The sequence below is a fragment of the Thermoflexus sp. genome, from assembly GCF_042408815.1.
Classification (GTDB): domain Bacteria; phylum Chloroflexota; class Anaerolineae; order Thermoflexales; family Thermoflexaceae; genus Thermoflexus.
In genome coordinates this window covers 1-14484 of the sequence record NZ_JBHOQR010000020.1, presented here as the reverse complement: position 1 = coordinate 14484, position 14484 = coordinate 1, and the positions used below count along the sequence as shown (strand labels likewise).

The window sequence follows — 14484 nt, the reverse complement described above, 5'->3', positions numbered from 1 at the left end:
CTTTGGTTTACTCCGGGGCCTGGGCCTGGAGCCAGCCGGCTTCTGTGAGGATCCATTGAACCCGCTTATCCCCCGGGGTGCGAGGAAGGGCATCGACCAGGAAGCGGGCATAGGTGATCCCCACCGTCCGCCCTTTCAGGTGAGTCAGCAGGCGATCGAAATACCCTCCCCCATAGCCCAGCCGGAACCCATAGCGGTCGAAAGCCACGCCGGGGATGAAAGCCACCTCGATCTCCTCCGGATCCACCATCGGGCATTCCGGCGCAGGCTCCAGCATGCCATAGGGGTGCCGTTGGAGCGCGCCGGGATGATAAAGATGCAGGGCCAGTTCCCCGGGGGCAGCGATCCGGGGCAACGCCCAGCGCTTCTCCGGGTGAGACTCCAGGAGAGGCGTCAGATCGATTTCGTTCCGGAACGCCATATAGGCGAGCACCGTGCGGGCCGTGTGGAAAGGAGGCCATGCTTCGATATAGCGTCGGATCGCCTCGCTAACCGCGACGACCACCTCCGGGGGAAGGGCCATCCGCTCCGCTAGCCACCGGGCCCGCAATGCCCGCTTGATCGCCGAGATCGATTCCGAGGAGGGAGATGGAGACATCTCGAGCTTCTCCGGAGGGCTCCCGATCTACCCGGAGACACGGCTGGCGTGTTCATCCACTGGGAAATGAGCGGCAACTTCCTGCCGCCACTGCTTCGCCGCCTCCCGCGCCGCTTCCTGGAAATCCACACGCCGGGAGGCGTAGAGGATCGGCTCCCCTACGAAAATCACCGCCGGGGGCGGCCAGGAGGCCATCCGGGAGAGCGGGGATGGATGTCGCACATCCAGCGCGATCCAGGGAACGCCTTCGAGCTCATGAGCCCGGATCTCCATAAGGACACTGAAGGCCAGGCCGGCCGGGATCCCCCGGGCCAAGGCCTCCCGGGCGTGATGAAGGGCCTGGGGGAGCGCCCCCACTTCATCCATCCACCAGAAGACAGCCCCGCCCCGATAAGCGGCGAAGGCGTGGGCCGCCTCCGCCGGGAACTCCGGCGCCACCGTCACCCCGTCCGCGCCCCACACCTCGAAAGCGGCCCGTGCGCAGCGCTCCGCGGATCCGGGATCTCGCCACCGCAGATCCAGCAAGATCGGGAGGTCGTCCGGCAGATAGCGGATGAGGCGCTCCATGGCCACCATGCCCGCGGCCCCCTCGGCCAGGAACGACATCACTGGGATGGCATAGGCGCAAACCGCATCGCCCACCGTATCCACCATGATCCGGCCGAAGGGGAAGATCGGATCATCCACCCGCAGCATCGGCGCGGGCATGCGATCCATACGGATGGGAAGCGCCAGCCCCAGACGGGTCCGACGCTCCCGATGGGCCTTTCGGAGTTTCCCCCAGAAATCCGGATACCCCGGCAGCGCCACCGGTTCCTTGCTCCGAATGCGCTCCAGAGCGATCACACCGAGCGCTTGCTGACTCTGGAAGATACAGCGCCCAACGGGCTTCCCGCCCCTGCACCGGCTTCCCGTCCGGCGGGACAGCCGCGGGATCCTCTGCCGGAACGGATTTTCACACGGAGGCGCGGAGAGCCCAAGCGAGGAAAGACACCGTGGGAGCCTCCTCCCTTACCGGATCCGGCCATACGAGCCCCCAGAATCGCTACGGCGAGGCCCAGGCGCTGGAAAGCGCTGGGCTTACGGATAAGACCCGCCCATCGGCCAGCGGGATCGATACTGGAGGGCTTCCGCCAGGTGATGGGCGCGCAGCAGGTCCGAGCTCTCCAGGTCCGCGATCGTGCGGGCGACCTTCAAGACGCGATGGTAGGCGCGGGCGGAGAGATGGAGCTGCTGCATCGCCGCTTTCAGCAGCGCCTGGGCCTGAGGCTCCATCCGACAGTAGGCCCGGATATGGCTGGGCCCCATCTCCGCGTTGCAAAGGATCCCAGTTCCGTGGAAACGCGCCTGCTGGATCGCCCGGGCGCGTTCCACCCGCTCTCGGATCTGGGCGGAGGGCTCCCCCCGCCGATCATCGGCGAGCTTCTCGAACTCCACGCGGGGCACCTCGATTTGAATGTCAATTCGATCCAGCAAGGGGCCGCTCAAGCGCTTCTGGTAGCGAGCAACCATGGAGGGAGAGCAGGTGCACGGTTTCAGCGGATCCCCGTAATAACCGCATGGGCATGGGTTCATCGCAGCGACCAGCATGAAAGCGGCGGGGAACTCGAGGGTCCCGGCGGCCCGGCTGATCACCACGCGCTTATCCTCCAGGGGCTGGCGCAACACCTCCAGCGCCCGCAGGTCGAACTCCGGCAACTCGTCCAGGAACAAGACGCCCCGATGGGCCAGGGAGACCTCTCCCGGACGTGGGAAACGCCCGCCACCGACCAGACCGGCATGGCTGATGGTGTGGTGGGGAGCCCGAAACGGCCGCTGGCGGATCAGCGGAGCCTCCGGGGAGAGCAGATCCGCCACGCTGTAAATCCGGGTCACTTCCAGCGCTTCCTCCAGCGAAAGGCGAGGGAGGATGCCGGGGAGCGCGCGGGCCAGCAGCGTCTTCCCGGTGCCTGGGGGGCCGACCATCAGGAGATTATGGTTACCCGCCGCGGCGATCTCTAGCGCCCGCTTGGCATGCTCCTGGCCTTTGATCTCGGCGAAATCCACCGCCGGCGGCGGGTCCACCCAGCGGTCCAACGGTGTGGGGGGCTGGGGGGGAATCGACTTCTGCCCGAGGAGATGAGCGATGAGCTCCTGCAAATTGGCCACCGGATAGATCTGGAGGTCGGGCACCAGGGCGGCCTCCGGCGCATCGGCCGCCGGAACGAAGAGACGCCGGACGCCCCGATCCCGGGCCAGCGCGGCCATCACCAGCGCCCCCGGCACATGGCGCACGGTCCCATCCAGCCCCAGCTCCCCGACCACCAGCGCATCCTCCAGGGCATGAAAGGGAAGCTGTTCCGAAGCGATCAGCACGCCCAGGGCAATCGGGAGATCATAAATAGGCCCCTCTTTCCGCAGGTCCGCCGGGGCCAGATTGACCACAATGCGGGCGAGGGGAAAGGACAGCCCGGCATAGCGGATCGCCGAGCGCACCCGTTCCCGGGCTTCCTGGACCGCGGCGTCAGGCAGCCCGACGATCGTGAAGCCGGGCTGCCCCCGGCTGACATCCACCTCCACCGTCACCAGCTCCCCGTTCAATCCGATCAACGCACAGCTGAACAGTCGCGCGAGCATGGGGTCCCGACCCCGAATAATGATTATTAGTGGACCCTGCGGCCCACGCCCGATGAGCGCGCCCCTCGAAGAAGCCTCCCAAACAGAGGGGGGAGGGAACGGCCTCGAAATCCTGTCCCTAATGAATGATAGCGGATTTAGGGAGTCCCAGGCTTCCCAAGGGATCAGGATCCCCGTTCCCTGATCCCTTTTTGACAGCCTTTCTCTTTCCCGTTAAAATCGGTGGCTGTTGGGGGCATCCTGGATATCGAAAGCCGCTCGGCCCGGCTTCGGATCCGGGGATGTTCACGGCAAGAGGGCAAGGAGCATCGGCCCATGGTCGCAGAGCATAGGATCCATCGGAAACATGTAGGGCTGCGGCGGGAGGTGACGATCTGGGGGTCTTTCACCTGGGGCTATGCGGACGTAGGGGCCGACGTGTATGCGGCCCTCGGTCTGGTGATGGCGGCGGCCCAGGGAGCTACCCCGCTGGCTTTCCTCATCGCGGGGATCGTTTACATTATGGTCGGCCTGGCCTACACCGAGATGGCTGCGGCTTATCCTGTGGCAGGTGGAGGGCATTACTTCACCTTGCGTGGGCTGGGAGATTTCTGGGGTTTGGTGGCCGGGGCCGCCCTGATGCTGGACTACACGGTGGATGTAGCGTTGTTCGCTATGGCCTCCGCCGGCTACATCAACTTCTTCTTCCCCCAGTTTCGAGAGTTCCAGACAAACCTGGGGCCATTTCATGGGGTGAACCTCATCTGGCTGGGGGAGACACTGGTCCTGATCCTGCTGCTGGCCCTCCTCAATATCAAGGGGATTCGGGAATCCTCGCTGTTCAACGAGGTGCTGGGGGCATTAGATCTGGTGATGGAGAGCAGCATCATTGTGATCGGCTTCGCCTTCGCCTGGCGGCCGGAGCTGTTCATTCACCAGTGGCAGACTCAGTTCCCTTCCCTCCATCAGCTGCTGTACGGGGTCTCCATTGCGGTGATCTCCTATGTGGGGCTGGAATCGGTATCCCAGGCCGCGCAGGAGACCATCCGGCCGGCGGCGGTGATCCCCCGCACCTCTCTGGCTCTCATCGTCATTGTGCTGCTGTTTGCGCTGTCCTTCCCGACGGTATCGCTGGGGATCCTGCCATGGCAGGAGATCGCGGCGCGGGAAGGGGATCCGGTGGCGCGGCTGGCCAGCCAGCTGCCGCTAGTGGGGTTTCTGGCAGGGCCAGCGGCGGCGGTGCTGGCGGCGACGATTGTGCTGATTTCGGCGAACACAGGGGTGATGGGAGCCAGCCGGCTGGCCTACAGTATGGCGGAGCTAGGGCTGATCGGGGAAGGGCTATCCTGGGTTCATCCTCGCTTCCACACGCCGGTGCGTTCGATCCTGTTCTTTTCGGGGGTAGCGGCGGCCGAGGCGGTGTTCGCGTTTTTGAGCGGGCGGCGGGCACTGGAGACGATGGCCAATATGTACGCCTTTGGGGCGATGCTGGCTTACTTCCTAAGCACGATCGCCCTGCTGGCACTGCGGGTGAAGGAGCCCCACGTGCCCCGGCCCTATCGGGTGCCGCTGAACATCCGCTGGGGAGAGGCGGAGATCCCCGTTCTGGGGATTCTGGGGGTGATCGGGACCGGGTTGATGGTGCTGGTGGTGTCATGGACCCACGAGATTGCGCGCGTGGCCGGGCCCGCTTGGGTGGCGCTGTGGGTGCTGTATTATGCGTGGTATCGAAGGCGAACCGGGAAGCCCGTGTGGGGGAATCTGGATCGAGATTGGGAGGCGCAGCAGCTTCGTATCCTGGAGGAGACAGGGGAATGGGATCTGCTGGAACGTTTCCGTATCGAGTTGGAGCGCCAACGACGATCGCAACAGGAGGCGTAAGGAGATAGATCCATGAGGGCTTTCCGCTTAGTTCTGGCGACGCTGATGATCGCCCTGGGGTTGGTGATCATGGGGCGCAGTCTCTGGCTGGTGCTGGCCCAGGGCCTGGCGGTTTCGAGTGTGTTTTTGCCCGTGATCGTCGGGGTGCTGATGGCGGCCCTGGGCGCCCATCGCTGGCGGAGCTGGCTGGAGATCCATCGTTATCGGAAGTGAACGGTCGAGGCGAACGGGGATGAGCGGACATCCGTTGGGTATTTTCCTGGCGCTTTTCTTCCTGATCGTATTGATCTCCACCCTGGGGTGGATGCTCCGGTTGCCTCGCCCGGTGCCGATGGAGGTGGCCCGCGCCGTCTACTCGGTGGAAGCCGCCCGCTGTATCGTGGTGCCGATCGTTGAAGGCATCTACTCGGAGCGCGCGGTGGAGCTGGCCTGCCGGCTGGGTGAGCCTCAGCATGCCCGTCTGGTCCTGGTGCATGTCCTGGAGATCCCCTATACGGTTCCCCTGGATACGCCGTTGCCGGAGCTGGAGGAGCGCGGACGGCGGGCCCTGGAGACAGCCCGCTTCATCGCCATGCAGCACGGACTGGAACCGGAAATCCGCCTGGTGCGGCACCGCTCGGCGCCGGAAGGCATCCTCAGCGTGGCCCGTCAGGTCGGGGCGGACCAGATTATCATGGGCATTGGGCTCAAACGGCGGGCATCCAGCGATGGCCTGGGCCGGACCGTGCATGAGGTGATGCGGCGGGCCTCTTGCGAGGTGATCGTTGCGAAAGCTCCGATTGTCGAATGAGCAGGTCCACTTGCCCCGACCGGAGGAGGCGGCAATGGATCAGACAATCCAGCGGCGGGTGAAATTGATCTACCCGCCTTCGCTCATCGATGAGCCCCTGCTCTACCGGCTGATTCAGCGCTTTGGATTGATGGTTAATATCCGCCGCGCCCACGTGGAGGCCACCGAGGCCTGGCTGGTGGTCGATCTGGAAGGACCTCCCGATCGCGTCGAGGAGGGCCTTGCGTGGATCCAAAAGCAGGGCGTTCTGGTAGAGATGATGGGACAAGGATAAGGGAGAGCTTTTCCCCTCATCTCGTCGGAGCTGTGCAAATGGAGATCCCAGACGCTGGATCGAGAGGATGGAGAGGACCTATGCGCATCGTGATCTTAGGTTGCGGTCGGCTGGGTGCCTATCTCGCCCGGCGGTTTGCCCAGGATGGTCATGAAGTCATCGTCATCGATCGAGAGCGGCAGGCTCTGGAAGCGCTGGGGCCGGATTTCCCCGGGGAGACCGTAGTGGGAATGGGGATCGATGCTGAAGTGCTGCGTCGAGCCGGCATTGAAAGGGCCGATGTCTTCATCGCCGTCACGGGCTACGATAACACCAACATCATGGCGGCGGAGGTCGCCCGGGAGATCTTTGGCGTCCCCCGGGTGATCACCCGGCTCAACGATCCGCTCCGGGCTGAGATCTTCCAGGAGCTGGGTCTGAAAACGGTCTCTCCGACCGCACTGGCTGTCGAGGCCATTCGAAAGTGCCTGGAGGAATGATCGATGTATCTGATCATCGTCGGCGGTGGAAAGGTCGGTTATTACCTGAGCAAGTCCCTGCTGGCCGAAGGCCATGAGGTCCTGTTGATCGAAAAGAATCCCCGTCGCGCGGCTTTTCTCATCGATGAACTGGGGGCCGATCATGTGTGGGTGGGTGACGGATGTGATTCCAGCACTTTCGCCCAGGTGGGGATGAACCGGGCCGATGCAGTGATCGCAGTCACCGGGGACGATGAGGACAACCTCGTCGTCTGCCTGCTCGCCAAACGCAAATTCAACGTCCCCCGGACCATCGCCCGCATCAACAATCCTCGCAACGCAGAGATCTTCGCCCGCCTGGGGATCGATGTGACAGTTTCCACCACCGAGATCATCCAGGCGCAGATCGAGCGGGCCCTTCCCCTGCGCTCCCTGGTGCATTTGCTGGCCCTGCGCCGGGGCGGGATCCAGCTGGTCGAGGGCAAAATCGCCCCCGGCGCTCCAGCCGATGGACAGGCGCTGCGGGAGCTGGGGATCCCGGCGGATGCTCTCGTGGTGATGGTCGTGCGGGGGGATCAAACTTTCATCCCTTCCGGGGAAACCATTCTCCGGGCAGAGGACGAGATCCTGGCGGTCACGACCCCTCAGAGCGAGCCGGTTCTGCGACGGCTACTGCTGGGAGCATGAAGACGGCGGTCGCAGGAAGGGGATCTCCTCCCAAAAGGTGGGCCACGCCGCCCCGTCTGAAGGATCCGCCTCTCCCGGGAAGGAGCGACGCCTCAGGCCACGTACACCGTCTCCCGTACCCCCCTCCCTTTCCCGAAAAACCCGGTAGACGAAGGCGGGCAGAGGCCGCCTGCGGAACGCCTCATCCGTCAGGGCGCTGATGGCCGGGTGGGCGTAGGGGTAGCGCTCTTCTTTCATCAGGCGGATGTCCTCAAGACAGCCCGAGGCGCGACCGGAAAGTCCTGGAACGGTCCTTGCTCCTTGTGCTTCTTCCCGATATAATTTTAATTGAGATGGGCGGTTAGCTCAGGTGGTGAGAGCGCCGTGTTGACAACGCGGAGGTCAGAGGTTCGAGTCCTCTACCGCCCACCTTCAGAAACCCGAGGAAGGGGACACGTCCTTCCGATCCCTCCACGCCAGAGCGCGGGCCTCGGCCGGCTGGGAGGGTCCGTCGTGGAGGCCGGGAGGACACCACCCCGGAGGGGTCGCTCCGATCCGGCACGGCCGGGGTAGGGGCGGACGGCCTGCCCCCGTTAACGGGCGGAGAGGGCGATCGCGCGGTGGGCGCGGTCGAAATGGGGTGGAACCGCGGGAGGTCCGCGCCTCCCGTCCCGATGGGACGGGAGGCGCGTTTTTTTCGACCGGATCGCCATGGCCCTCCCCGAACCGGGCGCAACCCAGGATTTCCGGCCCTTGCAGACCCTTTGAGGAGGCTCCGGATGCCGCAGAAGAAGATCGTGCCCTACCAGGACACATGGCTCTACCGGATCCGTCACTCGTGCGCTCACATCATGGCCCAGGCGGTCCTAGAGATGTTCCCCGAGGGCAAGCTGGGAATCGGTCCGCCCATCGAGGACGGCTTCTACTATGACTTCGACCTGCCCCGCCCGCTGACGCCGGAGGACCTGGAGCGGATCGAGGCGCGGATGCGGGAGATCATCGCAGGGGATCATCCCTTCATCCGCCGGGAGGTCACCCCCGAGGAGGCCCGGGCCCTGTTCCGAGACCAGCCCTACAAGTTGGAGCTGATCGAGGACATCCTCCAGCGCGGGACGGATGAATACGGCAACCCGCTCCCCCCCGGCCAGCGCCCGGTCCTCACCACCTATCGGCACGATACCTTCGAGGACCTGTGTCGGGGGCCGCACGTGGAGCGCACCGGCCAGATCCACCCCCGGGCTTTCAAGCTGCTCCACGTGGCCGGGGCCTACTGGCGCGGCGATGAGCGCCGTCCGATGCTCCAGCGTATCTACGGGACTGCATGGGAGACGCCGGAGCAGCTGGAGCAGTATCTCTGGCGGCTGGAGGAAGCCAAAAAACGCGACCACCGGCGCCTGGGCCGGGAGCTGGATCTCTTCTCCTTCCACGAGATCGCGCCAGGCGCCCCGTTCTGGCACCCGAAGGGCATGATCATCTTCCGCGAGTTGGAGCGGCTGTGGCGGGAGGAACACGATCGCCGGGGCTACCAGGAGATCTCCACGCCCATCCTGGTCCACCGGAAACTGTGGGAACAGTCCGGCCATTGGGAGCATTACAAGGAGAACATGTTCCTGCTGGAGGTGGAGGGGCAGGAGTTCTCCCTCAAGCCGATGAACTGCCCTGAGTCCACGATCATCTATCGCTCCCGTTTGCGCTCCTATCGGGATCTCCCGCTGCGGCTGAACGAGATCGGCCGGCTCCACCGCTTCGAGCGTTCGGGGACCCTCCACGGGATGCTGCGGGTGCGGCAGATCACCATGGACGACGCCCATATCTACTGCCGGCCCGATCAGATCCTGCAGGAGATCGACGGCGTGCTGGATCTGATCTACAGTTTCTATCGCATCTTCGATTTCCAGCCGGAGTTCTTCCTGAGCACGAAGCCTCCCAAGGCGATGGGAGACCCGAAGCTGTGGGAGATCGCGGAGGAGGCGCTTCGACAGGCCCTGGAGCAGCGCGGGATTGAATACGGCCTGAAGGAGGGCGAGGGGGCCTTCTACGGGCCCAAAATCGACGTTCAGGTGAAGGACGCCATCGGCCGCGACTGGCAGCTGGCCACGGTGCAGCTGGACTTCCAGATGCCGGAGCGGTTCGAGTTAGAGTATATGGATCGGGATGGAACGCCCAAGCGGCCGGTGATGATCCACCGGGCGATCTTCGGCTCCTTCGAGCGCTTCATCGGCATCCTGACGGAGCACTACGCCGGCGCCTTCCCGGTCTGGCTGGCCCCCGTCCAGGCGGTGGTCATCCCCATCACCGACCGCCACGTCTCCTACGCCCAGGCGATCGGAGTCAGGCTCCGGGAAGCGGGCCTGCGGGTGGAGGTGGACGACCGGAGCGAGCGGATGCAGGCCAAGATCCGGGATGCCCAACTGCAAAAAGTCCCTTATATGCTGATCGTGGGAGACCGGGAGCAGGCCGCGGGCGCGGTGGCAGTGCGCCTGCGCACCGGGGAGGACCTGGGGGCGATGAGCCTGGAGGCGTTCCTGAACCGCGCGCTGGAGGCCATTCGCGCTCGCCGCGGCCTGTGAGGTCCCCGCGCCCGCCCCCTTCCCGGGAGCTTGGGGGCGAGGCCTTCCGCATTCTTCGCCATGGAGCCCGGGATGCGCACCCGCAAAGATCTTGAGGCCCTGGAAGATCAGATCCTGGCCCCTTACGCCCAGCGCAGCCGGCTCAGCCGGGGCCGCCAGTATCCGGAGCCGGAACACGCTTACCGCACCGCCTTCCAGCGGGATCGGGATCGCATCCTCCATACGACCGCCTTCCGCCGCCTGAAGCATAAAACCCAGGTCTTTATCGTCACTGAGGGAGATTACTATCGAACCCGCCTCACCCACACCCTGGAGGTGGCGCAGATCGGGCGGACCATCGCCCGGGCCCTGGGGGTCAATGAGGATCTGGTGGAGGCCATCTGTTTGGCCCACGACCTGGGCCACCCCCCTTTCGGCCACGCCGGGGAACAAGCCCTGGACCGCCTGATGCGGGACCACGGAGGCTTCGAGCACAATGCCCAGTCCTACCGCATCGTGACCCATCTTGAGCGCCGCTACCCTGAGTTCCGCGGCCTGAACCTCACCTACGAGGTGCTGGAGGGGCTGGTCAAGCACGAGACGGAATACGATCATCCCATGATCCGTGATTTCGAACCCCACCGCCGCCCCACTTTGGAGGGCCAGATCGCCAACGTCGCCGACGAGCTGGCCTACACCGCCCACGATCTGGACGACGGCCTGCGCGCCGGCCTGATCCGCCCGGAGGATCTCGATGGCCTTGTGCTCTGGGAGGAGCTCCAGCGCGCCATCGGCTGGGATGGGAAGGGGTTCAACGACCTGATCCGTTACCGGCTGGTGCGTCGGCTCATCGGGATGATGGTGACGGACGTGATTACCGCCACCGATCGGCGTCTACAGGCGCTCCAGCCCCGCTCCCCCGATGAGATCCGAGATCATCCCGTTCCCCTGGCCGGGTTCTCGGAGGCCATGGCCGGAAAGGTCCAGGAGCTGAAGGCGTTCCTCTACCGGCGCCTCTACCGCCACCCTTATGTCGTGCGCATGCAGGCCAAGGCGGAGCGTATCCTTGAGGGGCTCTTCCGGGCCTACATTGAGGAGCCCGAACAGCTCCCCTACTGGGTTCAAGATCGCATCCGGGAGGAAGGTACTCTCCATCGGGTGGTCTGCGATTACATCGCCGGGATGACCGATCGCTTCGCCCTCGAAGAATACCGCCGCCTGTATGAGGTCACAGATGTGTTATAGTCGGAAACACACGGTCCTCGCCCTCCTGGGATCCCTCCTTCTGGCCGCCGCGCCGCCGGATCCCCGGTTCGGCGTGGTGGAATCCCCAGAAGCCCCCGAACGCGCCGCCGAGCTGGGCGTCGCCTGGACGCGGGTGCGCTTCGCCTGGCATGAGATCCAGCCGAATGGCCCGGAGGACTGGAACCCGCCGTGGCCAGCGGAACGGTTGGAGGCAGAGCATCGGGCCGGGCGGGAGATCGTCGCCCTTGTGCTGGGGACCCCCCAGTGGGCCCGGGCCGACCCGCAAGTCCCAGGTGTTCCGAGAGGCCTCTACGAGGAGGAGAGCCGCCCGGAGAACTGGTGGGCCGCTTTCCTACGCCGCCTGGCTACCACGTATCCCTACATCCGCACGTGGATCATCTGGAACGAACCGGACATCTGGGATCCCTCTTACCCGGGCTACACATGGGGCGGAACGGAAGCGGATCTGGTCCGCCTGCTGCGGGTATCCTATCGCACCCTAAAAGGATTGAACCGGGAGAACCGGGTGCTCCTTGGGGCCTTCACCTACTGGTGGGATGTCGTATATGGACGCCGGCCCTACTTTGAGCGCTTTCTGGAGGCCCTGGACCGCGATCCGGAGGCGCCTCGTTACAACGAGTATTTTGACGGCCTCTGCGTCAACCTCTATTTCAACCCGGACAGTCTCTACAACCTGATCCGCTGGCACCATGAGCGGATGCAGGCCCACGGTTTCGACAAGCCCATCTGGCTGACGGAGACCAACGCCGCGCCTTCTGAAGATCCGTCCTGGCCGGTTCCCCATGCCATGTTCCGGGTCGCCCTGGAAGAGCAGGCCGCTTTCATCGGCCAGGCCATTGCCCTGGCTTTCGCCGCGGGGGCCGAACGGGTGGCGATCTACAAGCTGATCGACAACCCCACGGACCACTGGGCTAACCCCGAGCCCTTCGGCCTTGTGCGGGAGGACGGCTCGCCGCGCCCCGCATTCCACGCGTATCGGGTGGCCATCCGGGTCCTGGCCGATGCCATCCATGCCCGCCTGATCCGCCGGGATTCCGTGACCGTGGTGGAAGTTCAGAAGCTGGACGGAAGGGTCTGGATCGCCTGGTCCCGCTCCCCCCGGCCTCAAGCTATCACTCTGGAACGGCAGGGGAAGTTGCGGGGCGCCATGGATGGGATGGGAAATCCCATCCCCTTAGAGAGCACTGGATCTCGGTATCGCGTGGAACTTCCCGGGGCATTGTGCCGGCAGCGAATCGGCTCATCCTGCATGATTGGCGGGATGCCGGTTTACATTGTGGAATCCGCACTGCGTCCGATTCGGGAGCCGAAATAGCGAGCACGGCTTTCCATTAGTGGGCAACCGGGAGTGGGATCCATGGACGTGTGGGAACGTCGAGTCACGGAACGAAATCGGTATAACATGAGCAGAGCAGGGCAGTGAAACCCACCCCTCCCCCCAAGGAGGATCCGTGAGCCTATCGGAATCCGCGATCCCCCCCGAGGCGATTCGGCGTCTTCTGGAACGATTGCCGGACCTCTCGGAAGACGAGCGGGCGCTGCTGCTGGCGCTGACCCAGCTGGATCAGGAGATCGGCCGCTCCCTTTCGCCCGAGGAACAGCAGCTCCTGCAACGCCTGGCCGCCTCCCTCGAAGGCTACGATCCTGAGGAGATTCGCGCTGCGATTCGGCGCCTCGTTCAGAGCCGCCCCCAGCGCCCCGCGGAGTCGTGGCCTGGCGATCTGCGCCATCGCCTGCGCCGTCGCCTGGAAGGTCGATGAGGTAGAGGCGATCTGTCGGGCAGGGGCGACCCGACGGGTTGCCCCTGCCCGTGTGGGGCGCCCGATGGGAGCATCAGGATTCGGCCTCCGGGGTCTCCATGGCTTCTTCCGGCGGAAGCTCTGCCGCCTCCGGGGCGGCGATCAGGCGCTCTTTCAGGCGGGCCGCCTTGCCGAAGCGCTCCCGCAGGTAATACAACCGGGCCCGGCGAACCCGGGAATGCCGCACCACCTCGATCCGATCGATCCGGGGGGAGTAAAGGGGGAACGTGCGCTCCACCCCAATCCCATGGGCGGCGATCCGCCGCACCGTGAAGGTGCGCCCGGTGCCGCTGCCCCGGATGCGGATCACCGTCCCCTGGAACACCTGCACCCGCTCCTTATCCCCCTCCCGAATCCGAACATGCACCCGCACCACATCCCCTGGGCGGAGCTCCGGAACCGAACGGCCGGCAACCCATTCCCGCTCCAGCTGCTGAAGGATTAAATCGCTCATCCTGCCTCCCTCGCCAGGAGAGTTTCCCACCCATCCCCACGGATTCTCTTTTGAGACAGATCATAAACGCAGGGGAGAATTATAAAGAACACTGGGGATCCTGACAACATGGCGTTGCCGGGTTACCGGGCTTTTCCATTGGGCTGGGGTGCTTCCAGTGCTCCGCCCCGCCCCCAAACTGCTGGTCTCCTCCCGTGAGGATAAAGAAAGTGGGATCGGCCCCCGCAGCCAATAAGCCCCACCTCCCATGGAATTCGCACCTTCCTATGCCTTCGGGTAGAATCACTGAGGCTGTATCTGGGGAGGTTCCAGAACGGCGCGGGTCCCTCTGGATGGCCCCCTTCCGGATCATCGGCCTCACCTTAGGGGCGATGGCTCTCTTCTCTCAGGAAGATTTCATGGGTTGGGGGCGTCGGAGGTGGCTCCCCAACTCCTGAGAATTCTCCCCTTCCGGCATCCCTCAGGCCATGGAAAGGGGAAATGGGAACCCGGCCGCGCGAACCCTCCCCGCCCGCTTGGAGCGGGCTTGAATGGCGTCAGCTTGATCTTAGGGAGGTCCGGTAGATGACAATGGAGAACGTGATCCCGGTGGGCATCGAGGAACAGCTCAAGACCGCGTATCTCTCTTATGCCATGAGCGTGATTGTGGCGCGGGCGCTGCCGGATGTGCGGGATGGGCTGAAGCCGGTGCAGCGCCGGATTCTGTATGTGATGCATGAGATGGGTCTGCATCCGAACGCTCCTTACAAGAAGTCGGCCCGGATTGTGGGGGAGGTGCTGGGGAAATTCCATCCCCATGGGGATATGGCGGTGTATGAGGCCCTGGCGCGGATGGCCCAGGAGTTCACGATGCGCTATCCCCTGGTGGATGGGCAGGGGAACTTTGGGTCCATCGATGGGGATCCGCCGGCGGCGATGCGGTATACGGAGGCACGGCTGACGCCGATGGCGGAGGAGCTGCTGGAGGACCTGGAGAAGGAGACGGTGGACTGGGTGGACAATTTCGATGGTTCGTTGAAGGAGCCGGTGGTGCTGCCGGCGAAGGCGCCGCAGCTGCTGATCAACGGGGCCTCGGGGATCGCGGTGGGGATGGCCACCAGCATCCCCCCCCACAACCTGAGCGAGGTCTGCGATGCCCTGTGCTACATGATCGA

15 protein-coding genes and 1 tRNA gene are annotated in these 14484 nt (G+C 64.6%); 12 read left to right on the top strand and 4 right to left on the bottom strand.

The window, feature by feature from the left end:
• Positions 1 to 7 precede the first annotated feature (7 nt).
• From ACFMO3_RS06495 to ACFMO3_RS06485, 3 genes are all read right to left on the bottom strand, one after another.
• Positions 8 to 598 carry a 5-formyltetrahydrofolate cyclo-ligase gene (locus ACFMO3_RS06495; RefSeq protein ID WP_376789608.1) on the bottom strand — a complete coding sequence of 197 codons (591 nt, stop codon included), beginning with the start codon at positions 596 to 598 and terminating at the stop codon, positions 8 to 10.
• A 27-nt stretch (positions 599 to 625) separates the two neighbouring features.
• Positions 626 to 1444: a hypothetical protein gene (locus tag ACFMO3_RS06490; protein ID WP_376789607.1), complete on the bottom strand. Its 819-nt coding sequence runs from the start codon at positions 1442 to 1444 to the stop codon at positions 626 to 628.
• 234 nt (positions 1445 to 1678) lie between these two features.
• Positions 1679 to 3214 carry a YifB family Mg chelatase-like AAA ATPase gene (locus ACFMO3_RS06485; RefSeq protein ID WP_376789606.1) on the bottom strand — a complete coding sequence of 512 codons (1536 nt, stop codon included), beginning with the start codon at positions 3212 to 3214 and terminating at the stop codon, positions 1679 to 1681.
• Positions 3215 to 3529: 315 nt separating this feature from the next.
• Here ACFMO3_RS06485 and ACFMO3_RS06480 point away from each other — a divergent pair, with 315 nt between their 5' ends.
• The 11 genes from ACFMO3_RS06480 (at position 3530) to ACFMO3_RS06430 (ending at position 12837) form a co-directional block, all read left to right on the top strand.
• A complete protein-coding gene (locus tag ACFMO3_RS06480) occupies positions 3530 to 5074 on the top strand; it encodes an APC family permease (protein ID WP_376789605.1) in 1545 nt (514 codons plus the stop codon).
• 12 nt (positions 5075 to 5086) lie between these two features.
• Positions 5087 to 5287 carry a hypothetical protein gene (locus ACFMO3_RS06475; RefSeq protein ID WP_376789604.1) on the top strand — a complete coding sequence of 67 codons (201 nt, stop codon included), beginning with the start codon at positions 5087 to 5089 and terminating at the stop codon, positions 5285 to 5287.
• 19 nt (positions 5288 to 5306) lie between these two features.
• Complete coding sequence (locus ACFMO3_RS06470; protein WP_376789603.1) at positions 5307 to 5864, top strand: universal stress protein; 558 nt, start codon at positions 5307 to 5309, stop codon at positions 5862 to 5864.
• A gap of 34 nt (positions 5865 to 5898) precedes the next feature.
• Positions 5899 to 6138 carry an NIL domain-containing protein gene (locus tag ACFMO3_RS06465; protein WP_376789602.1) on the top strand — a complete coding sequence of 80 codons (240 nt, stop codon included), beginning with the start codon at positions 5899 to 5901 and terminating at the stop codon, positions 6136 to 6138.
• Between the two features lie 80 nt (positions 6139 to 6218).
• A complete protein-coding gene (locus ACFMO3_RS06460) occupies positions 6219 to 6617 on the top strand; it encodes a potassium channel family protein (protein WP_376789601.1) in 399 nt (132 codons plus the stop codon).
• Between the two features lie 3 nt (positions 6618 to 6620).
• The gene (locus ACFMO3_RS06455; RefSeq protein WP_376789600.1) at positions 6621 to 7283 is read left to right on the top strand and encodes a potassium channel family protein; all 663 of its coding nucleotides are present in this window, start codon (positions 6621 to 6623) and stop codon (positions 7281 to 7283) included.
• Between the two features lie 334 nt (positions 7284 to 7617).
• Positions 7618 to 7691: transfer RNA gene (locus ACFMO3_RS06450), tRNA-Val, on the top strand.
• Positions 7692 to 8041: 350 nt separating this feature from the next.
• Positions 8042 to 9832: a threonine--tRNA ligase gene (gene thrS, locus ACFMO3_RS06445; RefSeq protein WP_376789599.1), complete on the top strand. Its 1791-nt coding sequence runs from the start codon at positions 8042 to 8044 to the stop codon at positions 9830 to 9832.
• 72 nt (positions 9833 to 9904) lie between these two features.
• Entirely contained in the window at positions 9905 to 11056 is a 1152-nt protein-coding gene (locus tag ACFMO3_RS06440; protein WP_376789598.1) for a deoxyguanosinetriphosphate triphosphohydrolase, read from the top strand.
• Positions 11046 to 12392 carry a hypothetical protein gene (locus ACFMO3_RS06435; protein WP_376789597.1) on the top strand — a complete coding sequence of 449 codons (1347 nt, stop codon included), beginning with the start codon at positions 11046 to 11048 and terminating at the stop codon, positions 12390 to 12392. The genes ACFMO3_RS06440 and ACFMO3_RS06435 overlap by 11 nt, the downstream gene beginning before the upstream one ends.
• A 136-nt stretch (positions 12393 to 12528) precedes the next feature.
• Positions 12529 to 12837, top strand: a complete 309-nt coding sequence (locus ACFMO3_RS06430; protein WP_376789596.1) for an HrpJ domain-containing protein — start codon at positions 12529 to 12531, stop codon at positions 12835 to 12837.
• A gap of 73 nt (positions 12838 to 12910) precedes the next feature.
• Here the strand turns inward: ACFMO3_RS06430 and rplS are convergent, their stop codons facing one another.
• Positions 12911 to 13330: a 50S ribosomal protein L19 gene (gene rplS, locus ACFMO3_RS06425; RefSeq protein ID WP_376789595.1), complete on the bottom strand. Its 420-nt coding sequence runs from the start codon at positions 13328 to 13330 to the stop codon at positions 12911 to 12913.
• Positions 13331 to 13900: 570 nt separating this feature from the next.
• On the opposite strand from rplS, the gene ACFMO3_RS06420 reads away from it, so the two are divergent.
• On the top strand, positions 13901 to 14484 hold a 584-nt coding region (locus ACFMO3_RS06420; RefSeq protein WP_376789623.1), incomplete at its 3' end, for a DNA gyrase subunit A.

What these genes read in the sequence shown, in the direction of transcription:
- rplS (WP_376789595.1), bottom strand. Translation starts at nt 13,330, where the DNA reads ATGAGCGATTTAATCCTTCAGCAGCTGGAGCGGGAATGGGTTGCCGGC.
- ACFMO3_RS06460 (WP_376789601.1), top strand. Translation starts at nt 6,219, where the DNA reads ATGCGCATCGTGATCTTAGGTTGCGGTCGGCTGGGTGCCTATCTCGCC.
- ACFMO3_RS06440 (WP_376789598.1), top strand. Translation starts at nt 9,905, where the DNA reads ATGCGCACCCGCAAAGATCTTGAGGCCCTGGAAGATCAGATCCTGGCC.
- ACFMO3_RS06470 (WP_376789603.1), top strand. Translation starts at nt 5,307, where the DNA reads ATGAGCGGACATCCGTTGGGTATTTTCCTGGCGCTTTTCTTCCTGATC.
- ACFMO3_RS06435 (WP_376789597.1), top strand. Translation starts at nt 11,046, where the DNA reads ATGTGTTATAGTCGGAAACACACGGTCCTCGCCCTCCTGGGATCCCTC.
- ACFMO3_RS06485 (WP_376789606.1), bottom strand. Translation starts at nt 3,214, where the DNA reads ATGCTCGCGCGACTGTTCAGCTGTGCGTTGATCGGATTGAACGGGGAG.
- ACFMO3_RS06455 (WP_376789600.1), top strand. Translation starts at nt 6,621, where the DNA reads ATGTATCTGATCATCGTCGGCGGTGGAAAGGTCGGTTATTACCTGAGC.
- ACFMO3_RS06495 (WP_376789608.1), bottom strand. Translation starts at nt 598, where the DNA reads ATGTCTCCATCTCCCTCCTCGGAATCGATCTCGGCGATCAAGCGGGCA.
- thrS (WP_376789599.1), top strand. Translation starts at nt 8,042, where the DNA reads ATGCCGCAGAAGAAGATCGTGCCCTACCAGGACACATGGCTCTACCGG.
- ACFMO3_RS06480 (WP_376789605.1), top strand. Translation starts at nt 3,530, where the DNA reads ATGGTCGCAGAGCATAGGATCCATCGGAAACATGTAGGGCTGCGGCGG.
- ACFMO3_RS06475 (WP_376789604.1), top strand. Translation starts at nt 5,087, where the DNA reads ATGAGGGCTTTCCGCTTAGTTCTGGCGACGCTGATGATCGCCCTGGGG.
- ACFMO3_RS06465 (WP_376789602.1), top strand. Translation starts at nt 5,899, where the DNA reads ATGGATCAGACAATCCAGCGGCGGGTGAAATTGATCTACCCGCCTTCG.